The sequence below is a fragment of the Myxococcus sp. CA033 genome, from assembly GCF_013336625.1.
Taxonomy (GTDB): domain Bacteria; phylum Myxococcota; class Myxococcia; order Myxococcales; family Myxococcaceae; genus Myxococcus; species Myxococcus llanfairpwllgwyngyllgogerychwyrndrobwllllantysiliogogogochensis.
Genome location: NZ_JABUMU010000001.1, coordinates 1421524 through 1437050, shown reverse-complemented (window position 1 = coordinate 1437050; position 15527 = coordinate 1421524). Strand labels below are relative to the sequence as shown.

The following is a 15527-nucleotide window of genomic DNA, read 5'->3' as shown; positions in this document are numbered from 1 at the left end:
CGGAGGTCGCGAGAGAAGCGGCCCACGGGTGGGTGGACGCGCTATATCCGGGACCCTTCTCATGAGCGTGGAGCTGCGTCGAAACGGGTTGCACCTGACGGGCACCCTCCTGTCCCTGGATGCGAAGCGCAAGTCGCCGCTGAGCTTCGTGAGCCACGGACATTCGGACCACATCGCCAGGCATGAGCGCACCATCGCCACGACGGCGACGCTGCGCTTCATGGAGCACCGGCTGGGGCCGGTGAGTGCGCCGCTGGCCGCGCCTTATCGCCGTCCGTTCGAGTTGGGGCCGTTGGTGCTGGAGCTGTTGCCGGCGGGGCACATCCTGGGCAGCGCGCAGCTTCGCGTCATCCGCGCGGATGGGCGGCGCATCGTCTACACGGGGGATTTGAACGTGGTGCCGTCGCTGACGGCGGAGGCGACGGAGGTGGCGGAGTGCGACACGCTCGTCATCGAGTCGACCTTCGGTCATCCGCGCTACCGCTTCCCGCCGCGTGACGAGGTGTGGGGGCAGGTGGAGGCGTGGATTCGGCGGCAGCTCGAGCGGGACGCGGTGCCGGTGGTGCTGGGCTATCCGCTGGGCAAGAGCCAGGAGGCGATGAAGTTCCTGGCGGGCAAGGGCTTCTCGCTGGTGGCGCACTCGTCGATTTTCGAGGTGGCGCAGCTCTACGCGGAGCTGGGCGTGCCGATTGAAAACCTGCGGTGCTTCCACGGGAAGGTGGAGCCCGGCGAGGTGCTGTTCTTCCCGCCGCATCAGGCGCGAGGTGGAGCGCTGGCGCATCTGTGGCCACGAGGCACGGCGGTGCTGACGGGCTGGGCGATGGACCCGGGCGCGGCGCGGCGGTACGGCGCGGACGTGGCGTTTCCGGTGTCGGACCACGCGGACTTTCCATCGCTGATGGCCTACGTGAAGGCGACGGGGGCGAGCGAGGTGATTACGTGTCACGGCTTCGCGGAGGAGCTGGCGCAGGCGCTGCGGGACGCGGGGGTGGATGCCCGGCCGCTGGGAGGCAAGCCGCAGCAGTTGTCGCTGCTGTGAGGCGGCGAGGGCGTGGACTGGAGTAGAACGGGGCCATGCCTTCCCGTTCTCCACAGCCTGTGGGCCAGGTGGTCCGCGTCCTGGTGTGCACCGAGAAGAAGACCTTCGTGACTCGGGAGTTGCCCGAGGTGGGGGTGACTTTCGAGGGAATCGAAGGGGACCGGCACGCGGGGCACACGAGGCCCGCGGACGTGCGCACGCCCTGGTACCCGAAGGGGACACCCATCCGGAACACGCGGCAGCTCTCGTTGGTGTCGACGGAGGAGCTGGCGTTGGTGGCGGAGACGCTCGGAGTGCCGAAGGTGCTCGCGTCGTGGCTGGGTGCGAACCTGGAGCTGACGGGGGTGCCAAGGCTGACGCACCTGCCGCCAGGGACGCGGCTGTTCTTTCCCGACGACGCGGTGCTCGCGGTGGAGGGGGAGAACGAGCCGTGCATCGGACCGGGGAAGGTCATCGAGGAGCACCATCCGGACCGGGTGAAGCTGGCGAGTCGCTTCGTGAAGGCCGCGTGGGAGCGCCGGGGCCTGGTGGCCTGGGTGGACCGGCCCGGTGTCATCCGCGCGGGAGATGACGTCCGCGTGATGTTGCCGAAGCCGGTGTCGTACGTGCTGCCCTAGGCGGCGGGAAGGTTCAGGGACTTTTCATATTCCCAGAGGAGGGGCCAGAACCGTTCCCAGGCTGCGTCCGCAGTGGGGCTTTCCCCGATGATGGCCCCGATGGCTCCGCCCGATGTGCTCCATCCGAATCGAGTTCGAAGATATCGGGCGAACTCGCCATTGAAGTCGATGAACGGCTCTTTGATGCCATGGGCCCTGACTGCCTCTGTATATCCGGTGATGAGGACCATGAGGCTGCGGAGCTGCAGGCCACGCTCCTCTTCGAGATAGGTGAGGTAAATCTCGGGGGATTTTTCGACGAGTCGAAGCATGTCGAAGATGGAGGCCATGAAGTTCCCTAGAGGTCATGCCGAGGGCGACTGAATGCGGCTGCCTGTCATGCGGTGTCGTGGAGATGGTGAGCGTACCAACGAGAGTCCTGTCAGAGGGGCTGGACGGCTCGGTGTTTCGGCTGACCCGATGGGCGGTTGATGATGCTGTCCATCCTGCTCGCGGTGTCGGGCTGCGCGACGACCTCCGAAGGTTCGGGTGGCAATGTCTGGCTGGGTCGTGGAGCGGTTCCGGCGCAGAACGAGTCCGAGATGCAGCGGGCCGCCGAGGCAGAGGTCGCCCGGGTCGTCGAGCAGGTAGGCGCGATTGCTCGCGATATCGACTCGGCAGGGGCTCGCCTGACACTGACGTTCTGGTCGGAGCGAGGTGCGCTCACCTGGACTGGCTACGACTCGCATGAGCGCGTGGGCCATCGAGGAGGTCTGGCAGGAGCGGCGGATACTCGGGACGCGCTGAGAGAGGTGCTCTCTGGCTATGGACTGGAGCGTACGGGGCAGGTGGTGTTGTCGCTGCGCCGGGACGAGACGACGTGGTCGGTGGACTATGCGTTCTATCGCCACGCGGAGCGCCCACTCGAGGCCAGGACGCTTCCGGTGCAGTGGGCTGATGGCACTGGGCCCGACGAGGTTCCATCGGGGCTGGCACGTCTCCTGGCTGGGGTAGGTGTTCCCAACGGGGGCGAGGCCTGGCTGGAGGCAGACGCAGTGCTGGACGACGGCCGCGTGGTCGGGTGGGAACTGCACCGTTTCCAGGTGGTTCGGAGCGGAGCAGGTGGTTCTCCGTTAGCCCCGGCGTCGCGCGCTGGGCGTGAGGTGGTTCGGCTCACACGCGCCTTCCAGGACGGCATGGGGCCGCGCACGGTTCGGTTCGGAATCCGGCTGACCCACGGTCGGGGTGAAGGTGACGGTTGGGTGGAGTCCGTGCGAGTCGTCGGTTTCGAGACGCCGGCGGGGCTCGAACCGGAGGTCGCCGCTGAGTACCGCGCGATGCACGAGGACATCGTGCGGCGCTGGCGCGAAGGTGTCGTGGAGGGCTTCACTTGGCTGGCACAGCGCGGCGCGCAGGAGCTGGCGCTCTGGTACGTGGGCGCTGTCGCCATCAGGGGCGCGGGCTTCCTCGCGGTTCGAGGTGGTGGCATCGTTCGGAAGGCGCTGCGTCAGGGCAAAGAGGCTGCGAGCGGCTGGTTGCGGACCATGCTGTCCCGTGTGTCCCAGAGCGAGGGCCGTGCCTTCGAGCGTCTGTGGGCGAAGGTTCAGCTCGAAGGAGAGCGAGCGCTCACCACCAGCGAACGGAGCGAGTTGCGTGCGCTCATGGCTCGCATCGAGAAATTGGCGTCAACGCCGCTCGATTTTGGGGAGAAGCATGGGCTGCGGAAGGCCGCGCGAGCCGCTTACAAGAATGTCCATTCGGACCTGGCCCGCACCATGGACGCATTTCCGGAGCGGTACCCGGTCCACCATCGACGTCCCCTGGAATATGCACACCTGTTCCCCGAGCAGGACGTCAATGCTTCGAGCAGGCTCGCCGTGGTCCAGGACTTCATTCACGAGCGAGTGAGTCGTGTCTGGACGAAATTTCGGACTGCCCAGCGAACCGCGACGCGTGACGAGGTTGATGCCGCGACGCGAATCATCGACTCGCATTTCGAGTCCTGGTACCACCGTGTCGAAGTTCCACGGGGTGAGCAGGCTTTCATCGAGCGGGCCGAGCAGGCCGCGCTTGAGGCGTTGAGGGCACGTTTCCCGAAGGTGAACTGAGCGGAGTTCGACGATGGAGCATCTGCCACTGCCTGGGTTCGACCGATTGCTCTCCGTGTGCGAGCGGGAGTCCATTGAGATGCGCCTGACCTCTGCCGCCCAGCGTCCTCTCGAGGCAGGGCAGTGCGTGGGTGGGCACCTTCTGGACCCGATGTTGGCGGCCTTCTATTCGAGGTCGGGCAGCGCGAGGTTCGCGGATAACGCTTATCTCCTCCGCGTCAATGACGACGAGAACCAGCTCGAGGAGAAGAACCACTGGTGGCGCGAGAGTTGGCAGAAGAGCCTGGGCTTGACGGTCTGCGTCTTCGGCGGGGAAGCCAATCTTGCCTACTACTTCGCCACGGTCCCTGGCCTGGCGGATGCGCAAGGATGTCAGCCCGTCGTTGAAGTGGACACCTACGAGCTCGACGGGCCGGTCGTGATGCCGCTCGCCTCGAATGTGGACCGCTTCTTCGACCTGTACGCGCGATATCTGGAAGTGCTCATCGCTCACGAGGACTACGCGGAGCGGGGTTCGGCGGCGCTCGGCTTTCCCTGGAAGGTTCCGCACCTGGTCGCGCGAGATGATCGCCTCGTCCAGCTCATCGAGGAAGGCCGCTTCGACTTCCCCCAGGCCGGCCACGACGCCCGTACCTGGGCCCACCAGGTCAGCGAGGCCCGCCGACGCATCATGTGACGTAGGCCGCATCCTCTGTCCGTGACGCATGCACGCGCTGAAGGAAGCGCCGCATGAGGAACGCGATTTCATCCAGGTGCGTCTCCAGCGCCCAGTGTCCCGCGTCGAGCAGGTGCAGCTCCGCATCTGGCAAGTCTCGCAAGTACGCCCGCGCCGACTCCTCGGGCATGTACCCGTCGTGCGGCCCCCATACAATCAACGTCGGCGGTTGGAACTTGCGCAGGTACGCCTGGAACCTCGGCATCCACGCCAGCGTCGTGCGCTGATCCGCGAGCAGCTGGACCCAGTGTTCCTTGCGCCGCTCCCGCTGCACCAGCAGCCAGGACAGCGTCCACAGGTCCGGGCTCACGCGGTCGACCAGTCGCTCCGGAATCTCTCCGATGAACTCGCCCCGGAAGCCCTCCTCGCTCACCGCCGCGGCGAGCTTCTCGCGCCCCTTCGCCGTCGGGTGCTCCCAGTACTCCCGAAGCGGTTGGTACTTCGGTCCGAACGCGTCCTCGTAGATGTCGCCGTTCTGGATGACGAGCGCCGCCACGCGCTCCGGCGCCTTCAACGCGAGCCGGAACCCGAACTGCGAGCCGTAGTCATGCAGGTACAGCACGTAGCGCGTGAGCCCCAGCGTCTCCACGAACCGTTCCAGGTACCGCGCGTAACCGTCGAACGTGTAGTCGAACCGACTCGCGTCCGGAGTCTCGCTGTACCCGAAGCCCGGATGGTCCGGCGCAATCAACCGCCACGAATCCCCCAGCGCGGGCAACAGGTTCCGGAACTGGAACGACGAGCACGGATAGCCATGCGGCAGCAGCACCACGGGGGCATCCTCGGGACCGGCCTCGCGATAGAAGATGTCGATGCCGTCCACCTTCACCGTCCTGTGATGGACCCCTGGCATGAGCACACCTCCTCGTACGAGCCCTCGCGTCGTGTACGCGGAAGTCGGGACGCGAGGGCCTGCTGTGTCCTCAGCCAAGCTGCGCATCCACGGGCCGCCGGGAGAGCACCTGCCGCACCTCGCCGCAGGGACGCCTCCAGACCATCCGGGCTGGCGCGAGGCCGCTGTCTTCCAGGCTCACCCCAAGGCCCCCGCGTCCCTTCGCGGAACGGCCTCCGAGCGTGGCTGCTCAGTCCATGAACCAGAACATGTATTTCGGTGTGCTGGCGAACGCGAGCACCGTCGTGGCGAGGCTGAGCAGCACGCCGATGGCGAACGCACGCGTCATCCGCTTCTTCTCATGGAAGAGCCGATAACCGATGCGAGGCACCGCCACTGCCGCGATGGGGTAGAGGAGAAGAACGCCCACTTCGAACGGCAGGCAGCGGGCATCGCGGAATGGATAGAGCCCGACCGGGTCGAAATCCCAGACCCGCGCTTCGCCGACGTAGGCCCGGTAGATGCCCAGCGCATAGTAGGGATAGTTCCGCCACCCGATGACGAAGGCGCTGAGTAGCAGGCTCATCTGAAGCATCGCGGGCCCCGGATGTGTCTGCCTCCGCCTCCAGCCGATGAAGGCGAAGGGCAGCGCGAGGACCGGAATCACGAGCCCGGCGACAATCAGCGCCGTGCGGACCGGATACAGCGGGTCCTGCTCATGCGGGGCATTGTAGGGACCGTCGATGTAGATGCGCTCGAACGGCACCATCGACGCCGCATACGGCACCGCGGCGAACAGGGCGGCAGTCAGCAGCACCTGCGCCATGAGGGCCCACGAAGCACTCCGCTCCAGCGGTGCCGCCGTCACTCGCGTGTGGTCGACCATGACCTAGCGTGGGCTCACGCCCGCTTCGACGTCAACGCGCGCCCCCGTGCGTCGGCGCCTGGACTCCAGAAACACCTCGGGGCCGCCGAGTCCCGAAGAGGACTCCAGCGGCCCCGAGGGCCCCACCCTTCAACTCGCCGTCACTCCGCGTCGGGCGACTGAACGATGAGCTTCTCCTTGCCACACACGTCACAGCGCAGGTGGATGAACAAATCCCCGTCGCTCTCCTCGGGCACCGAGCCCTCGGGAACGCCGAGCTCCGCCTTCGCCAGCGCCGCCACCTTCGTCGGGATGTCCTCGGCCTTCAGCGACTGGACGTAGGTCATCTCCCGCTCGTGGCACTCGCGCGTCTCCGGCCCGTGCAGCCACGCCGGCTCCATCCCCTCAGGCAGCCGGCTGACCAGTTCCAGGTTGGACACCGACTCGGCCAGATACGCCAGCCGGCGCAACCGCGCCTCCTCGGGCAGCGCCGAGAAGACCTGGAAGCCCTCGAACAGCGTGTCGCGGTTGTCGCCCGTGGCCAGATGCGCCAGCTCCAGCGCCGCCTCGCTCGACTCCAGCGCCTCGTCCCAGTTGTTGTCCGGGTTGAAGCCCGCCTCCAACAGCGACGTGTACAACTGCGTCGCCGCCAGCCGCCGCCGAGCCTCCTGCAGGTGCTCCACCACCTCGTGCGTCAGCCGCAGCTCCAACAGCGCGCCCGTCGTCCGAGGGTCGATGGACCCCGTCAGGTCATCCACGTCCACTTCTTCGCGCAGCGCGGCCTTCAACACCTGCGCCGCGGAGAAGCGGAACAGCGGCAACACGCCCACTTCGCGCAGGTACATGGCCGACACGGCCGCGTCCTTGGCACCCATCCGCAGCGCCTTCTGCGCCTTCTCCACCACGCCCGGGTCCGCCGACGGCTTCTTGTTCTCCAGCCGCGTCTTCACCGCCTCGCGGTAGAGCGTCTCCAGCGAGCTGCCCGGAGGCATCCGCTGCGGCACCAGCGGCCGCAACCCCGGCACGTCCAGCACCCACAACGGCGGCATCGCCAGGCGCTTCAGGCCCCGGAAGAAAAGCGAGCCGGGCGGGTCCTGCGGCTTGAACGGCGGCAGCTCCTCCGCCGGCTCTCCCATCATGAGCGCCGCGGCCTGCACGCCCAGCGCCTTCTCCCGCTGTTCGCGGGTGAACGCGGTGATGCCCTGGGCCGGAGGCGGAGGCGGCGGAGGCGCTTCCTCTCCGTCCAGACCGACCACCCGGTCCATGTCCACATCGTCCATCTCCACGTCGTCCAGACCCTTGGCGCCCGTGAAGTCACAGCGGAGCAGCTTCAGCTTCTCGAAGGTCGCCCCTTCGAGGTTGGCCCCCCGGAAGTCACAGTCCTGGAGCCGTCCGCCGTGGAAATAGGCGTTCGACAGGTCCGTGTCCCGGAAGTTGATTTTCGACAGATCGCACCGCTCCCACTCGGAGCCGACGAGCCCGAGGCCCGACAAGTCCGCGTTGGCGGAGAAAAGTTGCGTGAAGGTGGCGCCAGTGTGCTCGGTCGGGACCTGACCGCCCTTGCGCAGTCGGTTCCACTCGGCCGACCCGTTCTGGAGGAGCTTCTCGATACTGGGGGCTTTCGGCATGGACCGGGGATTATTCGTATGGTCTGGTCCGCGCGCCAGCACAAATGATCGAGTACCGAATCGAGACCGACACCGCCGGGATGCGCCTGGACAAGCTCCTGCGCAAACGGCTCCCCACTGTCCCCGTGAGCCACCTGTTCAAGATGATTCGCACCAAGAAGGTGCGGGTGAACGGGAAACGTGCCCAGCCCGAGCAGTTGCTCGCGGACGGAGACGTGCTCACCATCCGTGGAGACGAGCAGACGCTCAGGGGAGAGGACCGTCCGAAAGTGGACCGTCCACCCCCGCCGGTGGACCCCAGCCGGCTGGTCATTCTGAGAGAGGACGACTGGTTGATGGCCGTGGACAAGCCCAGCGGGATGGCCGTCCATACCGGAAGCGGCATCACCGGCGGCACGCTGGTGGACTACGTGCGCGCCTATCTGGGACCCAAGGCCGTCCGAAACGACTTCACGGCGTCACCCGCCCACCGCCTGGACCGGGAGACCTCCGGCGTCATCCTGGTCGCCAAGCGGCGCCCGGCGATGGTGCACTTCACGGAGGTCTTCACCCATGGCCTCTCCAAGAAGCGCTACATCACCCTGGTGAAGGGGAAGATGCCCAAGGAGTCCGGGGTCATCGACCTGCCCCTGTCGGAGCACCAGCAGACGGCCGAGTCCAAGGCCCGTCGCGGGGTGAACATGCAGGAGGCCCTCACCCGATGGAAGGTCGTCAAGCAGTCGGGCGAGGTGGCGCTCCTGTCCTGCTCCATCGAGACCGGGCGCACCCATCAGATAAGAAGGCACCTGGCCTCCATTGGCCACCCCGTGGTCGGGGACAAGAAATACGGTGACTTCGCCTTCAATCGCGACGTGCAGGCGCGCTGGGGGCTCAAGCGGTTGTTCCTGCACGCCGAGCGCATCGAATTTCCCCACCCCGAAGGCGGGGCGAAGGTGGCCGTGGAAGCCCCCATCCCCCCCGAGCTCCGAGACGTGCTCAAGCGGGCCGCATTGCTGCCCTGAGGCCGTGACGCCCGCGAGGTTCCGATACACGTATGTCCGACTCCAAGACGACTGACCGAAGCCGCTCGAAGCTGGTGCTCAAGGGGGTTCCCCCCGGGCGCTGGTGGAAGGTGCTGCTGAAGCTGGGTGGGTGGCTGGCCCTCACGGGCGCCACGGCGGGCGCGGTGGGCCTGGTGGCCATCTACTACGTGTACTCGGACGGACTGCCGGCCATCCCCAAGGTGGACGAGTACTGGCCGCCCATCGTCACCGAGGTCTACACGGACGACGCGGTGCTCGCGGGCGAGTTCTACAACGAGCGGCGCAAAGTCGTCCCCTACGAGCGGATTCCGAAGCGGCTGGTGCAGGCGTTCATCGCCAGCGAGGACTCCAGCTTCTTCGACCACTTCGGCGTGGACATCCTGGGCACCTCGCGCGCGGCCTTCAAGACGATTGGCTCGAAGCTGGGCCTGCGCTCCGGCGGCATCCAGGGTGGCTCCACCCTGACGCAGCAGACGGCGAAGGCGGTGCTCATCTCCGCGGAGGGCTACAAGTCCGCCACGGCGAAGACGCTCACCCGCAAGATTCGCGAGGCCATCCTCGCCCTGCGGCTGGAGCAGTCGCTCACCAAGGAAGAGATTCTCTACCTCTACCTGAACAACGTCTTCCTCGGGCACCACAGCTACGGCGTGCAGAGCGCGGCGGAGAACTACTACCGCAAGGACGTGCGCGATTTGACGCTCGGGGAGATGACGCTCATCGCGGGCCTCCCCCAGGCGCCCAGCCGCTACTCACCCTTCCTGCGTCCGGACGCCGCCCGCAAGCGCCGCGCCTACGTGCTGCGCCGCATGCTGGTGGAGGGGATGATTTCGCAGGCCGAGCACGACACGGCCAACGCGGAAGTGGTGAACGTGTTCCCCGTGGAGGACGTCTTCCACGAGTTCGCCCCGTACTTCGTGGAGCAGGTGCGCAAGGACGTGGTGGAACGGTACGGCAACCCCGTGCTGCTCAAGGACGGCCTCAAGATTTTCACCACCATGGACAGCGAGCGCCAGCGCGCCGCGCAGGACGCGGTGATGGATGGCCTGCTCTCCGTGGACAAGCGCCAGGGCTGGCGCGGGCCGGTGCAGCAGCTCACGCCGGGGGCGCTCAAGGCCTTCATCGACCGCGCAAAGAGGTCCATGGGCAAGGAGGAGCTCACCGAGGGCCGGCTCTACGTGGCCGCCGTCACGCAGCTTGATTCGGACGGCCGGGGCGCGGACATCCAGGTGGGCCCGCATGCGGGGCGGCTGCCGCTGCTCGGCATGCGCTGGGCGCGCAAGGTGAACCCGGAGGGCTACTACCCGGCGATGATGATTTCGTCGGTGAAGAAGGCCATCGCCGTGGGCGACCTCGTCGTCGTGCGTCACGTGACGAAGAAGGACCTCACGGACGACAAGGAGCAGTGGGACAAGAAGCTGGCCGAGGACATCCCCGAGGAGGGCGTGAAGCTCTTCCGGCTGGAGCAGACGCCCGAGGCCCAGAGCGCGCTCGTCTCCGTGGACCCCCACCGCCAGTACCTCACGGCCATGGTGGGCGGGTACGACTTCGACGACAACGAGTTCAACCGCGCCTTCCAGGCGTGCCGTCAGCCGGGCAGCTCGTTCAAGCCCTTTGTGTACTCGGCGGCGCTGGAGCAGCTGAACTGGACGGAGGCCTCCGTCATCGTCGACTCGCCGATTGTCGAGCACGACCCGGACAACAAGGTGTCCTGGAAGCCGGCGAACTACAGCGAGGAGTTCGTGGGCGACGTGCTCTTGCGCACCGCGCTCGTCAACTCGATGAACATCCCCGCGGTGAAGACGTTCGGCGCGGTGGGCGTGAAGAACATGGCGGCGTGGAGCACGAAGCTGGGCATCACCACGCCCATGAACATGGACTTCTCCGCGGCGCTCGGCTCCTCGTGCGTGTACCCGGTGGACCTGGCCAACGCCTACGCGACGTTCAACCGCTACGGCCGCAAGAAGCCCACGTACTTCGTGCGCAAGGTGGAGGACCGCTTTGGCCGCACGCTGGAGGACCACACCGCGTTCGACGACGCGTGGGCGCCGCTGCAGGACCGCGTGGCCGCCGGCTACGCGCGCCTCTTCGAGCCCGGTGAACAGGTGATGAGCGCGGAGGTCGGCTTCATCCTCACGCACCTGCTTCGCGGCGTGGTGCTCCAGGGAACGGGTGGCCCGGCCACGCGCCTGGGCAAGCCCGCGGCTGGCAAGACGGGGACGACGAACGACTCCTTCGACGCGTGGTTCGCGGCGTACACGCGGGACCTCGTGACGGTGGCGTGGGTGGGTTACGACTTGAACCCGCATCCGCTCGGTCGCTACGAGACGGGTGGCCGCGCGGCGCTGCCCATCTGGCTCAACTACATGAAGCGCGCGCTGGAGGGCCGGCCGCAGTCGGAGTTCTACCCGTGGCAGTCGATGGACCTGGTGCGGCTCCACATCGACAAGAAGACGGGCAAGATTGCGAGCCCCGGCGCGAAGGGCTCCGAGCTGATGTTCTTCAAGAAGGGCACCGAGCCGAAGGACGCCGTGCCCGACAAGAACACTGTCGACGTGGACCAGTTCATGATGGGCGCGCAGTAGCGCTCACCGCCGTGGACCTCCGGGCCCCGTGCGCCTCCCTCGGGAGGACGCGGGGCCCGAGTCGTTTCAGGCTCGCGCGGTGCTGATGGTTCGCCTCCCTCGGGAGGACGCGGGGCCCGAGTCGTTTCAGGCTCCCGCGCGGTGCTGATAGTGGGCATCCCCGCGACGCGTCAGCGTGGCGAGGAGGGCGCCTCTTCCTCGTCAGGCGCCCATGCGGAAGCGGCGCGCGGGCTCCACGTGGCGCTGGATGGCCGCGCGGAGGGAGGCGACATCGGGCCCCGCTTCCAGCACGGAGCGCGTGGCGGTGGGGATGACCTGCGCCTCGCGACCGGCGAACAGGCTCTTGAGGTCGTCGAAGCCCGCGCCCTGCGCGCCGATTCCAGGCGTCAGCATCAGCGCGCCGCCCAGCCGCTTCACGACGCCCCGGTCCGAAGCGGGCAGGGTGGCGCCCATCACCGCGCCAGCGGGCAGTTCGCCCGGCCCCGCCTTCTCGTTCAGCTCTCGCAGGCCGTCCGCGAGCACCTCCGCCACCGTGCGACCATCGGCCCCCATGGACGTCTGGAGCGACGCGCCCTCCGGGTTGGAGGAGCGCACGACGAGGAACGCACAGGCACCGGACGCCCGCGCCCGCTCAATCGTCTTCACCAGCGCGCCCAGGCCCAGGTACGCGGTGAAGGTGGCGGCGTCCGCCTCGTACGGGCTGCCCGCGCCGAAGACGGTCTCCGCGTAGGCGTCCATGGTGGTGCCGATATCACCGCGCTTCACGTCGAGCAGCGTGAGCGTCCCCGCATCCTTGAAGCGATACATCATCGACTGGAGCACCAGGAGTCCCGAGGGGCCGTGGCGCTCGAAGAACGCGCTCTGCGGCTTCACCACCGCGACGCTGTCACCGGCCGCCTCCAAGATGCGCTCGCAGAAGTCGGAGAGGCCCTTCGCGGTGTCGGGCAGCCCCCAGCGCGCGAGCAGGTCCTTCGACGGGTCGACGCCGAGGCAGAATGGGGAGCGCTCGTCGGCGAGGCGGGCGAAGCGCTGGGCGAAGGATTGAGGGGACGTCATCGTTCCAGCTCCTGGCTAAGAGGAAGGGTCAGCGCAGCCGACGGGCGGCGGCGTCGAAGAGGGGATTGGGCAGCACCTTCGCCAGCCGCGAGGGAAGGGCCAGCTGCCACGGGAAGGACAGCTCCGTCTCGCCGCGCAGGATGGCCGTGCCCATCAGCTCCACGGCCGCGTCCGTCTCCATCAGGAAGGGCATGGGGAAGTGGTTGTCCGCGGTCATCTCGCTCTTCACGAAGCCCGGGTAGATGCAGGTGACGCGCACGCCGGTGCTGCTCAGGTCCACGCGCAGGCTCTCCATGAACGTGGCGAGGAACGCCTTCGAGGCGGAGTACGCGGCGTGGCCCGCCAGCCCCCGGTGGGCCGCGAGGCTGGAGATGCCCACCACGTGTCCGCGGCGGCGCTCCACCATGCGCGGCAGCACGGCCGTCAGCGTGGCGGCGGCGCCCGTGACGTTGGTGTCGATGATGGCGCGCACCTTGTCCCAGTCCAGGCGCTTGCCGTGCGTGACTCCGCCGACGCCGGCGTTGGCCACGACCAGGTCCAGGCCGCCACACTCCGAGTCGAGCTCGCGCAGGCGCTCCAGATGGGCCTCCGTGCGCGTGACATCCAGCTCCAGCGGCTCCACCGTCGCGCCAGCGGCCTGCGCCTCGGCGGCGAGGGCTTGCAGCTGCGGCAGCCGGCGCCCGGCGGCGAAGACGCGCAGGCCCCGCTTGGCCAGCCACAGCGCCAGGCCCCGTCCCAGCCCGCTCGAGGCGCCCGTCACCAGCGCCGTCCGGTAGCTCATCTCCGCCATGGTGTCTCCTCCTGGCTGCGTGGCTGCTTCTCGCACGGTTGGCGGCGGAATTGGGACACAAATCCATGCCGCGCGGCGGCCCCGGCGGTGGGGCGGGGCCTCGTCTGTCCGGTTGGAACCGGGGCGCCGCGTTGTTGACGAGCGTGCACGCACTGGCCCCGCCGGGCGTGCCTCGCCAGGCAGCAGGGCGATGACGCGGGGCCTGTTCGTCCGCACCTTGTCTACACGAGGAGAGACTCGGACATGATGCCCTCGAACTACGTGCTCGCGGTAGACGACGACCCCGACATCCTGCTGGCCTTCAAGGACGTGCTGGAGCTGGAGGGGCATCGCGTGCTGCTGGCGCGAGGAGGGCGCGAGGCCCTGGAGTTGCTGCGCCACGGCGCGCGCCCCTCCGTGATTCTGTTGGACTTGATGATGCCGGACGTCAACGGCTGGGAGTTCCGCGACAGGCAGCTCGCCGACGCCTCGCTGGCCCCCATCCCGGTAGTCGTCATCTCAGGGCAGGGCGTGAGCGCGCGCGAGGTGGCCGCGCTCGGCGTGGACGACTACCTGCGCAAGCCCGTGGACGTGGAGCAGCTGCTCGGCGCCATCTCGCGCTACGTGCTCGTCGAGCAGGAGCACCCCCAGCCCGTGTGAGCCGGAGGCCCGCGCCGTCGCACTGGACGACGCGGGCCTGGCTCATGCGCTCAGTGCATGCCGGAGGGCGCGGTCTCCAGCTTCGCGACGACCTGGTCCACGGAGAAGCTCGACGGACGCTGACGCGGCGGGAACTCTCGGAAGCTCGAGAGGAACCGGGCCACGGCCTGCTGCGCTGGCACGAAGTAGAAGGCGTGGTCGATGAGCCAGGACTGGTAGCCGACGGCGTCCTGCGAGCGCTCCAGCGGGTCGGCGCGCAGGTCGAAGGCGAGTGGCGCGCGGCGGATGGTGAAGGGCTCACCCCAGGCCTCGATGCCCTTGGCGTTCTGCTCCGCGAACACGAGCTTCATGCGCCCGTGGCGCACGGCGACCAGCTCTCCGTCGTCACCGAAGTAGAAGAACTCCGTGCGCGCGGAGGGCCCCTTGCCGGACAGCAGCTCCCGCTGGTCGTAGCCATCCAGGTGGACCTTGAAGCTCTTGTCGTTGGCCTCATGGCCGCTCTTGAGCTTGTCCACGATGTCCGGGTCGCCCGCGGCCGCGAGGAACGTGGGCAGCCAGTCCTCGGAAGAGAACAGCTCGTTGATTTGCGTGCCGGGCTCAATCACGCCGGGCCAGCGCACGACACACGGCGCGCGGAAGGCACCCTCCCAGTTGGTGTCCTTCTCGCCGCGGAAGGGCGTCATGCCGCCGTCGGGCCACATGCACGTCATCGCACCGTTGTCCGTGGTGTAGACGACGATGGTGTCCTCCGACAGGCCCACTGAGTCGAGCTTGTCGAGGAGCTGCCCGACCATGCCGTCATGCTCCACCATGCCGTCCGGGTAGAGGCCGAGCCCCGTCTTGCCGCGCGACTCCGGCTTCAGGTGCGTGTGGACGTGCATGCGCGTGGTGTTGAACCACATGAAGAAGGGCTGGTCGGACTTCTTCGCGTCGTCCAGGTAGTCCATGGCGGCGGAGAGGAACTCCTCGTCCACCGTCTCCATCCGCTTCTTGGTGAGCGGGCCCGTGTCCTCCACCTTCTGGCCGCCCTTGCCATCCGACTTGCACCGCAGCACGCCGCGCGGACCGAAGCGCTTCCTGAAGGCCGGGTCCTTGGGGTAGTCGGGGTTCTCCGGCTCCTCTTCCGCGTTGAGGTGGTAGAGGTTGCCGAAGAACTGGTCGAAGCCGTGGACGGTGGGCAGGAACTCGTCGCGGTCTCCCAGGTGGTTCTTGCCGAACTGCGCGGTCCGGTAGCCCTGGGCCTTGAGCAGGTCCGCGATGGTCGGGTCCTCGGCCTGCAGGCCGACCTTGGCGCCCGGCATGCCGACCTTGGTGAGCCCCGTGCGGAACGGACACTGGCCGGTGATGAACGCCGCGCGCCCCGCCGTGCAGCTCTGCTGCGCGTAGTAGTCGGTGAGGAGCGCGCCTTCCTTCGCCAGCCGGTCGATGTTCGGCGTGCGGTACCCCATCACCCCGAGGTTGTAGGCACTGACGTTCCAGTAGCCGATATCGTCACCGAAGATGACGAGGATGTTGGGTTGCTTCTTCGTTTCCTTCTTCTTCTGGGCCGCCATCGAATCCCCCGGACGTGAATGTGGAATAGGAGTGAGCGTGGCGGCCCCGGGGAACAAGACGGGGCGGACGGGGGAACAGGCCGACGGTGCGACGGCCCGGCC

The 15527-nt window shown here is 67.7% G+C and carries 14 protein-coding genes; 7 read left to right on the top strand and 7 right to left on the bottom strand.

What is annotated here, in order from left to right; all coding sequences use genetic code 11:
• The first annotated feature begins 61 nt into the window (after nt 1-61).
• Together HUA78_RS05635 and HUA78_RS05630 are read left to right on the top strand one after the other, a co-directional pair.
• Nucleotides 62-1039 carry an MBL fold metallo-hydrolase gene (locus tag HUA78_RS05635; protein WP_174475804.1) on the top strand — a complete coding sequence of 326 codons (978 nt, stop codon included), beginning with the start codon at nt 62-64 and terminating at the stop codon, nt 1037-1039.
• A 35-nt stretch (nt 1040-1074) separates the two neighbouring features.
• Nucleotides 1075-1656, top strand: a complete 582-nt coding sequence (locus HUA78_RS05630; protein WP_174475803.1) for an MOSC domain-containing protein — start codon at nt 1075-1077, stop codon at nt 1654-1656.
• On the opposite strand, the gene HUA78_RS05625 is transcribed toward HUA78_RS05630, so the two are convergent.
• Nucleotides 1653-1985 (bottom strand): hypothetical protein, encoded by a 333-nt coding sequence (locus tag HUA78_RS05625; protein ID WP_174475802.1) that lies wholly within the window; start codon nt 1983-1985, stop codon nt 1653-1655. The two genes, HUA78_RS05630 and HUA78_RS05625, sit on opposite strands and share 4 nt — an antisense overlap.
• Before the next feature lie 987 nt (nt 1986-2972).
• On the opposite strand from HUA78_RS05625, the gene HUA78_RS05620 reads away from it, so the two are divergent.
• Both HUA78_RS05620 and HUA78_RS05615 read left to right on the top strand, forming a co-directional pair.
• Entirely contained in the window at nt 2973-3743 is a 771-nt protein-coding gene (locus tag HUA78_RS05620; RefSeq protein WP_217442333.1) for a hypothetical protein, read from the top strand.
• A 79-nt stretch (nt 3744-3822) separates the two neighbouring features.
• On the top strand, nt 3823-4419 hold the full coding sequence (locus HUA78_RS05615) for a hypothetical protein (protein WP_174475800.1): 597 nt from the start codon (nt 3823-3825) through the stop codon (nt 4417-4419).
• Here the strand turns inward: HUA78_RS05615 and HUA78_RS05610 are convergent.
• From HUA78_RS05610 to HUA78_RS05600, 3 genes are all read right to left on the bottom strand, one after another.
• Complete coding sequence (locus HUA78_RS05610) at nt 4412-5311, bottom strand: alpha/beta fold hydrolase (RefSeq protein ID WP_174475799.1); 900 nt, start codon at nt 5309-5311, stop codon at nt 4412-4414. The genes HUA78_RS05615 and HUA78_RS05610 overlap by 8 nt on opposite strands.
• Before the next feature lie 229 nt (nt 5312-5540).
• Entirely contained in the window at nt 5541-6176 is a 636-nt protein-coding gene (locus HUA78_RS05605; RefSeq protein ID WP_174475798.1) for a hypothetical protein, read from the bottom strand.
• 140 nt (nt 6177-6316) lie between these two features.
• Nucleotides 6317-7783 carry a pentapeptide repeat-containing protein gene (locus HUA78_RS05600; RefSeq protein WP_174457538.1) on the bottom strand — a complete coding sequence of 489 codons (1467 nt, stop codon included), beginning with the start codon at nt 7781-7783 and terminating at the stop codon, nt 6317-6319.
• Between the two features lie 44 nt (nt 7784-7827).
• Between HUA78_RS05600 and HUA78_RS05595 the strand changes: the two genes are divergently transcribed.
• Together HUA78_RS05595 and HUA78_RS05590 are read left to right on the top strand one after the other, a co-directional pair.
• Nucleotides 7828-8784: an RluA family pseudouridine synthase gene (locus HUA78_RS05595; RefSeq protein WP_141644288.1), complete on the top strand. Its 957-nt coding sequence runs from the start codon at nt 7828-7830 to the stop codon at nt 8782-8784.
• Nucleotides 8785-8816: 32 nt separating this feature from the next.
• Complete coding sequence (locus HUA78_RS05590; RefSeq protein WP_174475797.1) at nt 8817-11387, top strand: penicillin-binding protein 1A; 2571 nt, start codon at nt 8817-8819, stop codon at nt 11385-11387.
• 201 nt (nt 11388-11588) lie between these two features.
• Here HUA78_RS05590 and pyrF read toward each other — a convergent pair whose 3' ends face one another.
• Together pyrF and HUA78_RS05580 are read right to left on the bottom strand one after the other, a co-directional pair.
• Nucleotides 11589-12443 (bottom strand): orotidine-5'-phosphate decarboxylase, encoded by an 855-nt coding sequence (pyrF, locus tag HUA78_RS05585; RefSeq protein ID WP_174475796.1) that lies wholly within the window; start codon nt 12441-12443, stop codon nt 11589-11591.
• Between the two features lie 28 nt (nt 12444-12471).
• Nucleotides 12472-13233 (bottom strand): SDR family NAD(P)-dependent oxidoreductase, encoded by a 762-nt coding sequence (locus HUA78_RS05580; RefSeq protein WP_141644285.1) that lies wholly within the window; start codon nt 13231-13233, stop codon nt 12472-12474.
• A gap of 243 nt (nt 13234-13476) precedes the next feature.
• Between HUA78_RS05580 and HUA78_RS05575 the strand changes: the two genes are divergently transcribed.
• Nucleotides 13477-13872, top strand: coding sequence for a response regulator (locus HUA78_RS05575; protein WP_174475795.1), 396 nt, complete (start codon nt 13477-13479; stop codon nt 13870-13872).
• A gap of 50 nt (nt 13873-13922) precedes the next feature.
• Here HUA78_RS05575 and HUA78_RS05570 read toward each other — a convergent pair whose 3' ends face one another.
• Nucleotides 13923-15425: an arylsulfatase gene (locus tag HUA78_RS05570; protein ID WP_174475794.1), complete on the bottom strand. Its 1503-nt coding sequence runs from the start codon at nt 15423-15425 to the stop codon at nt 13923-13925.
• Nucleotides 15426-15527 lie beyond the last annotated feature (102 nt).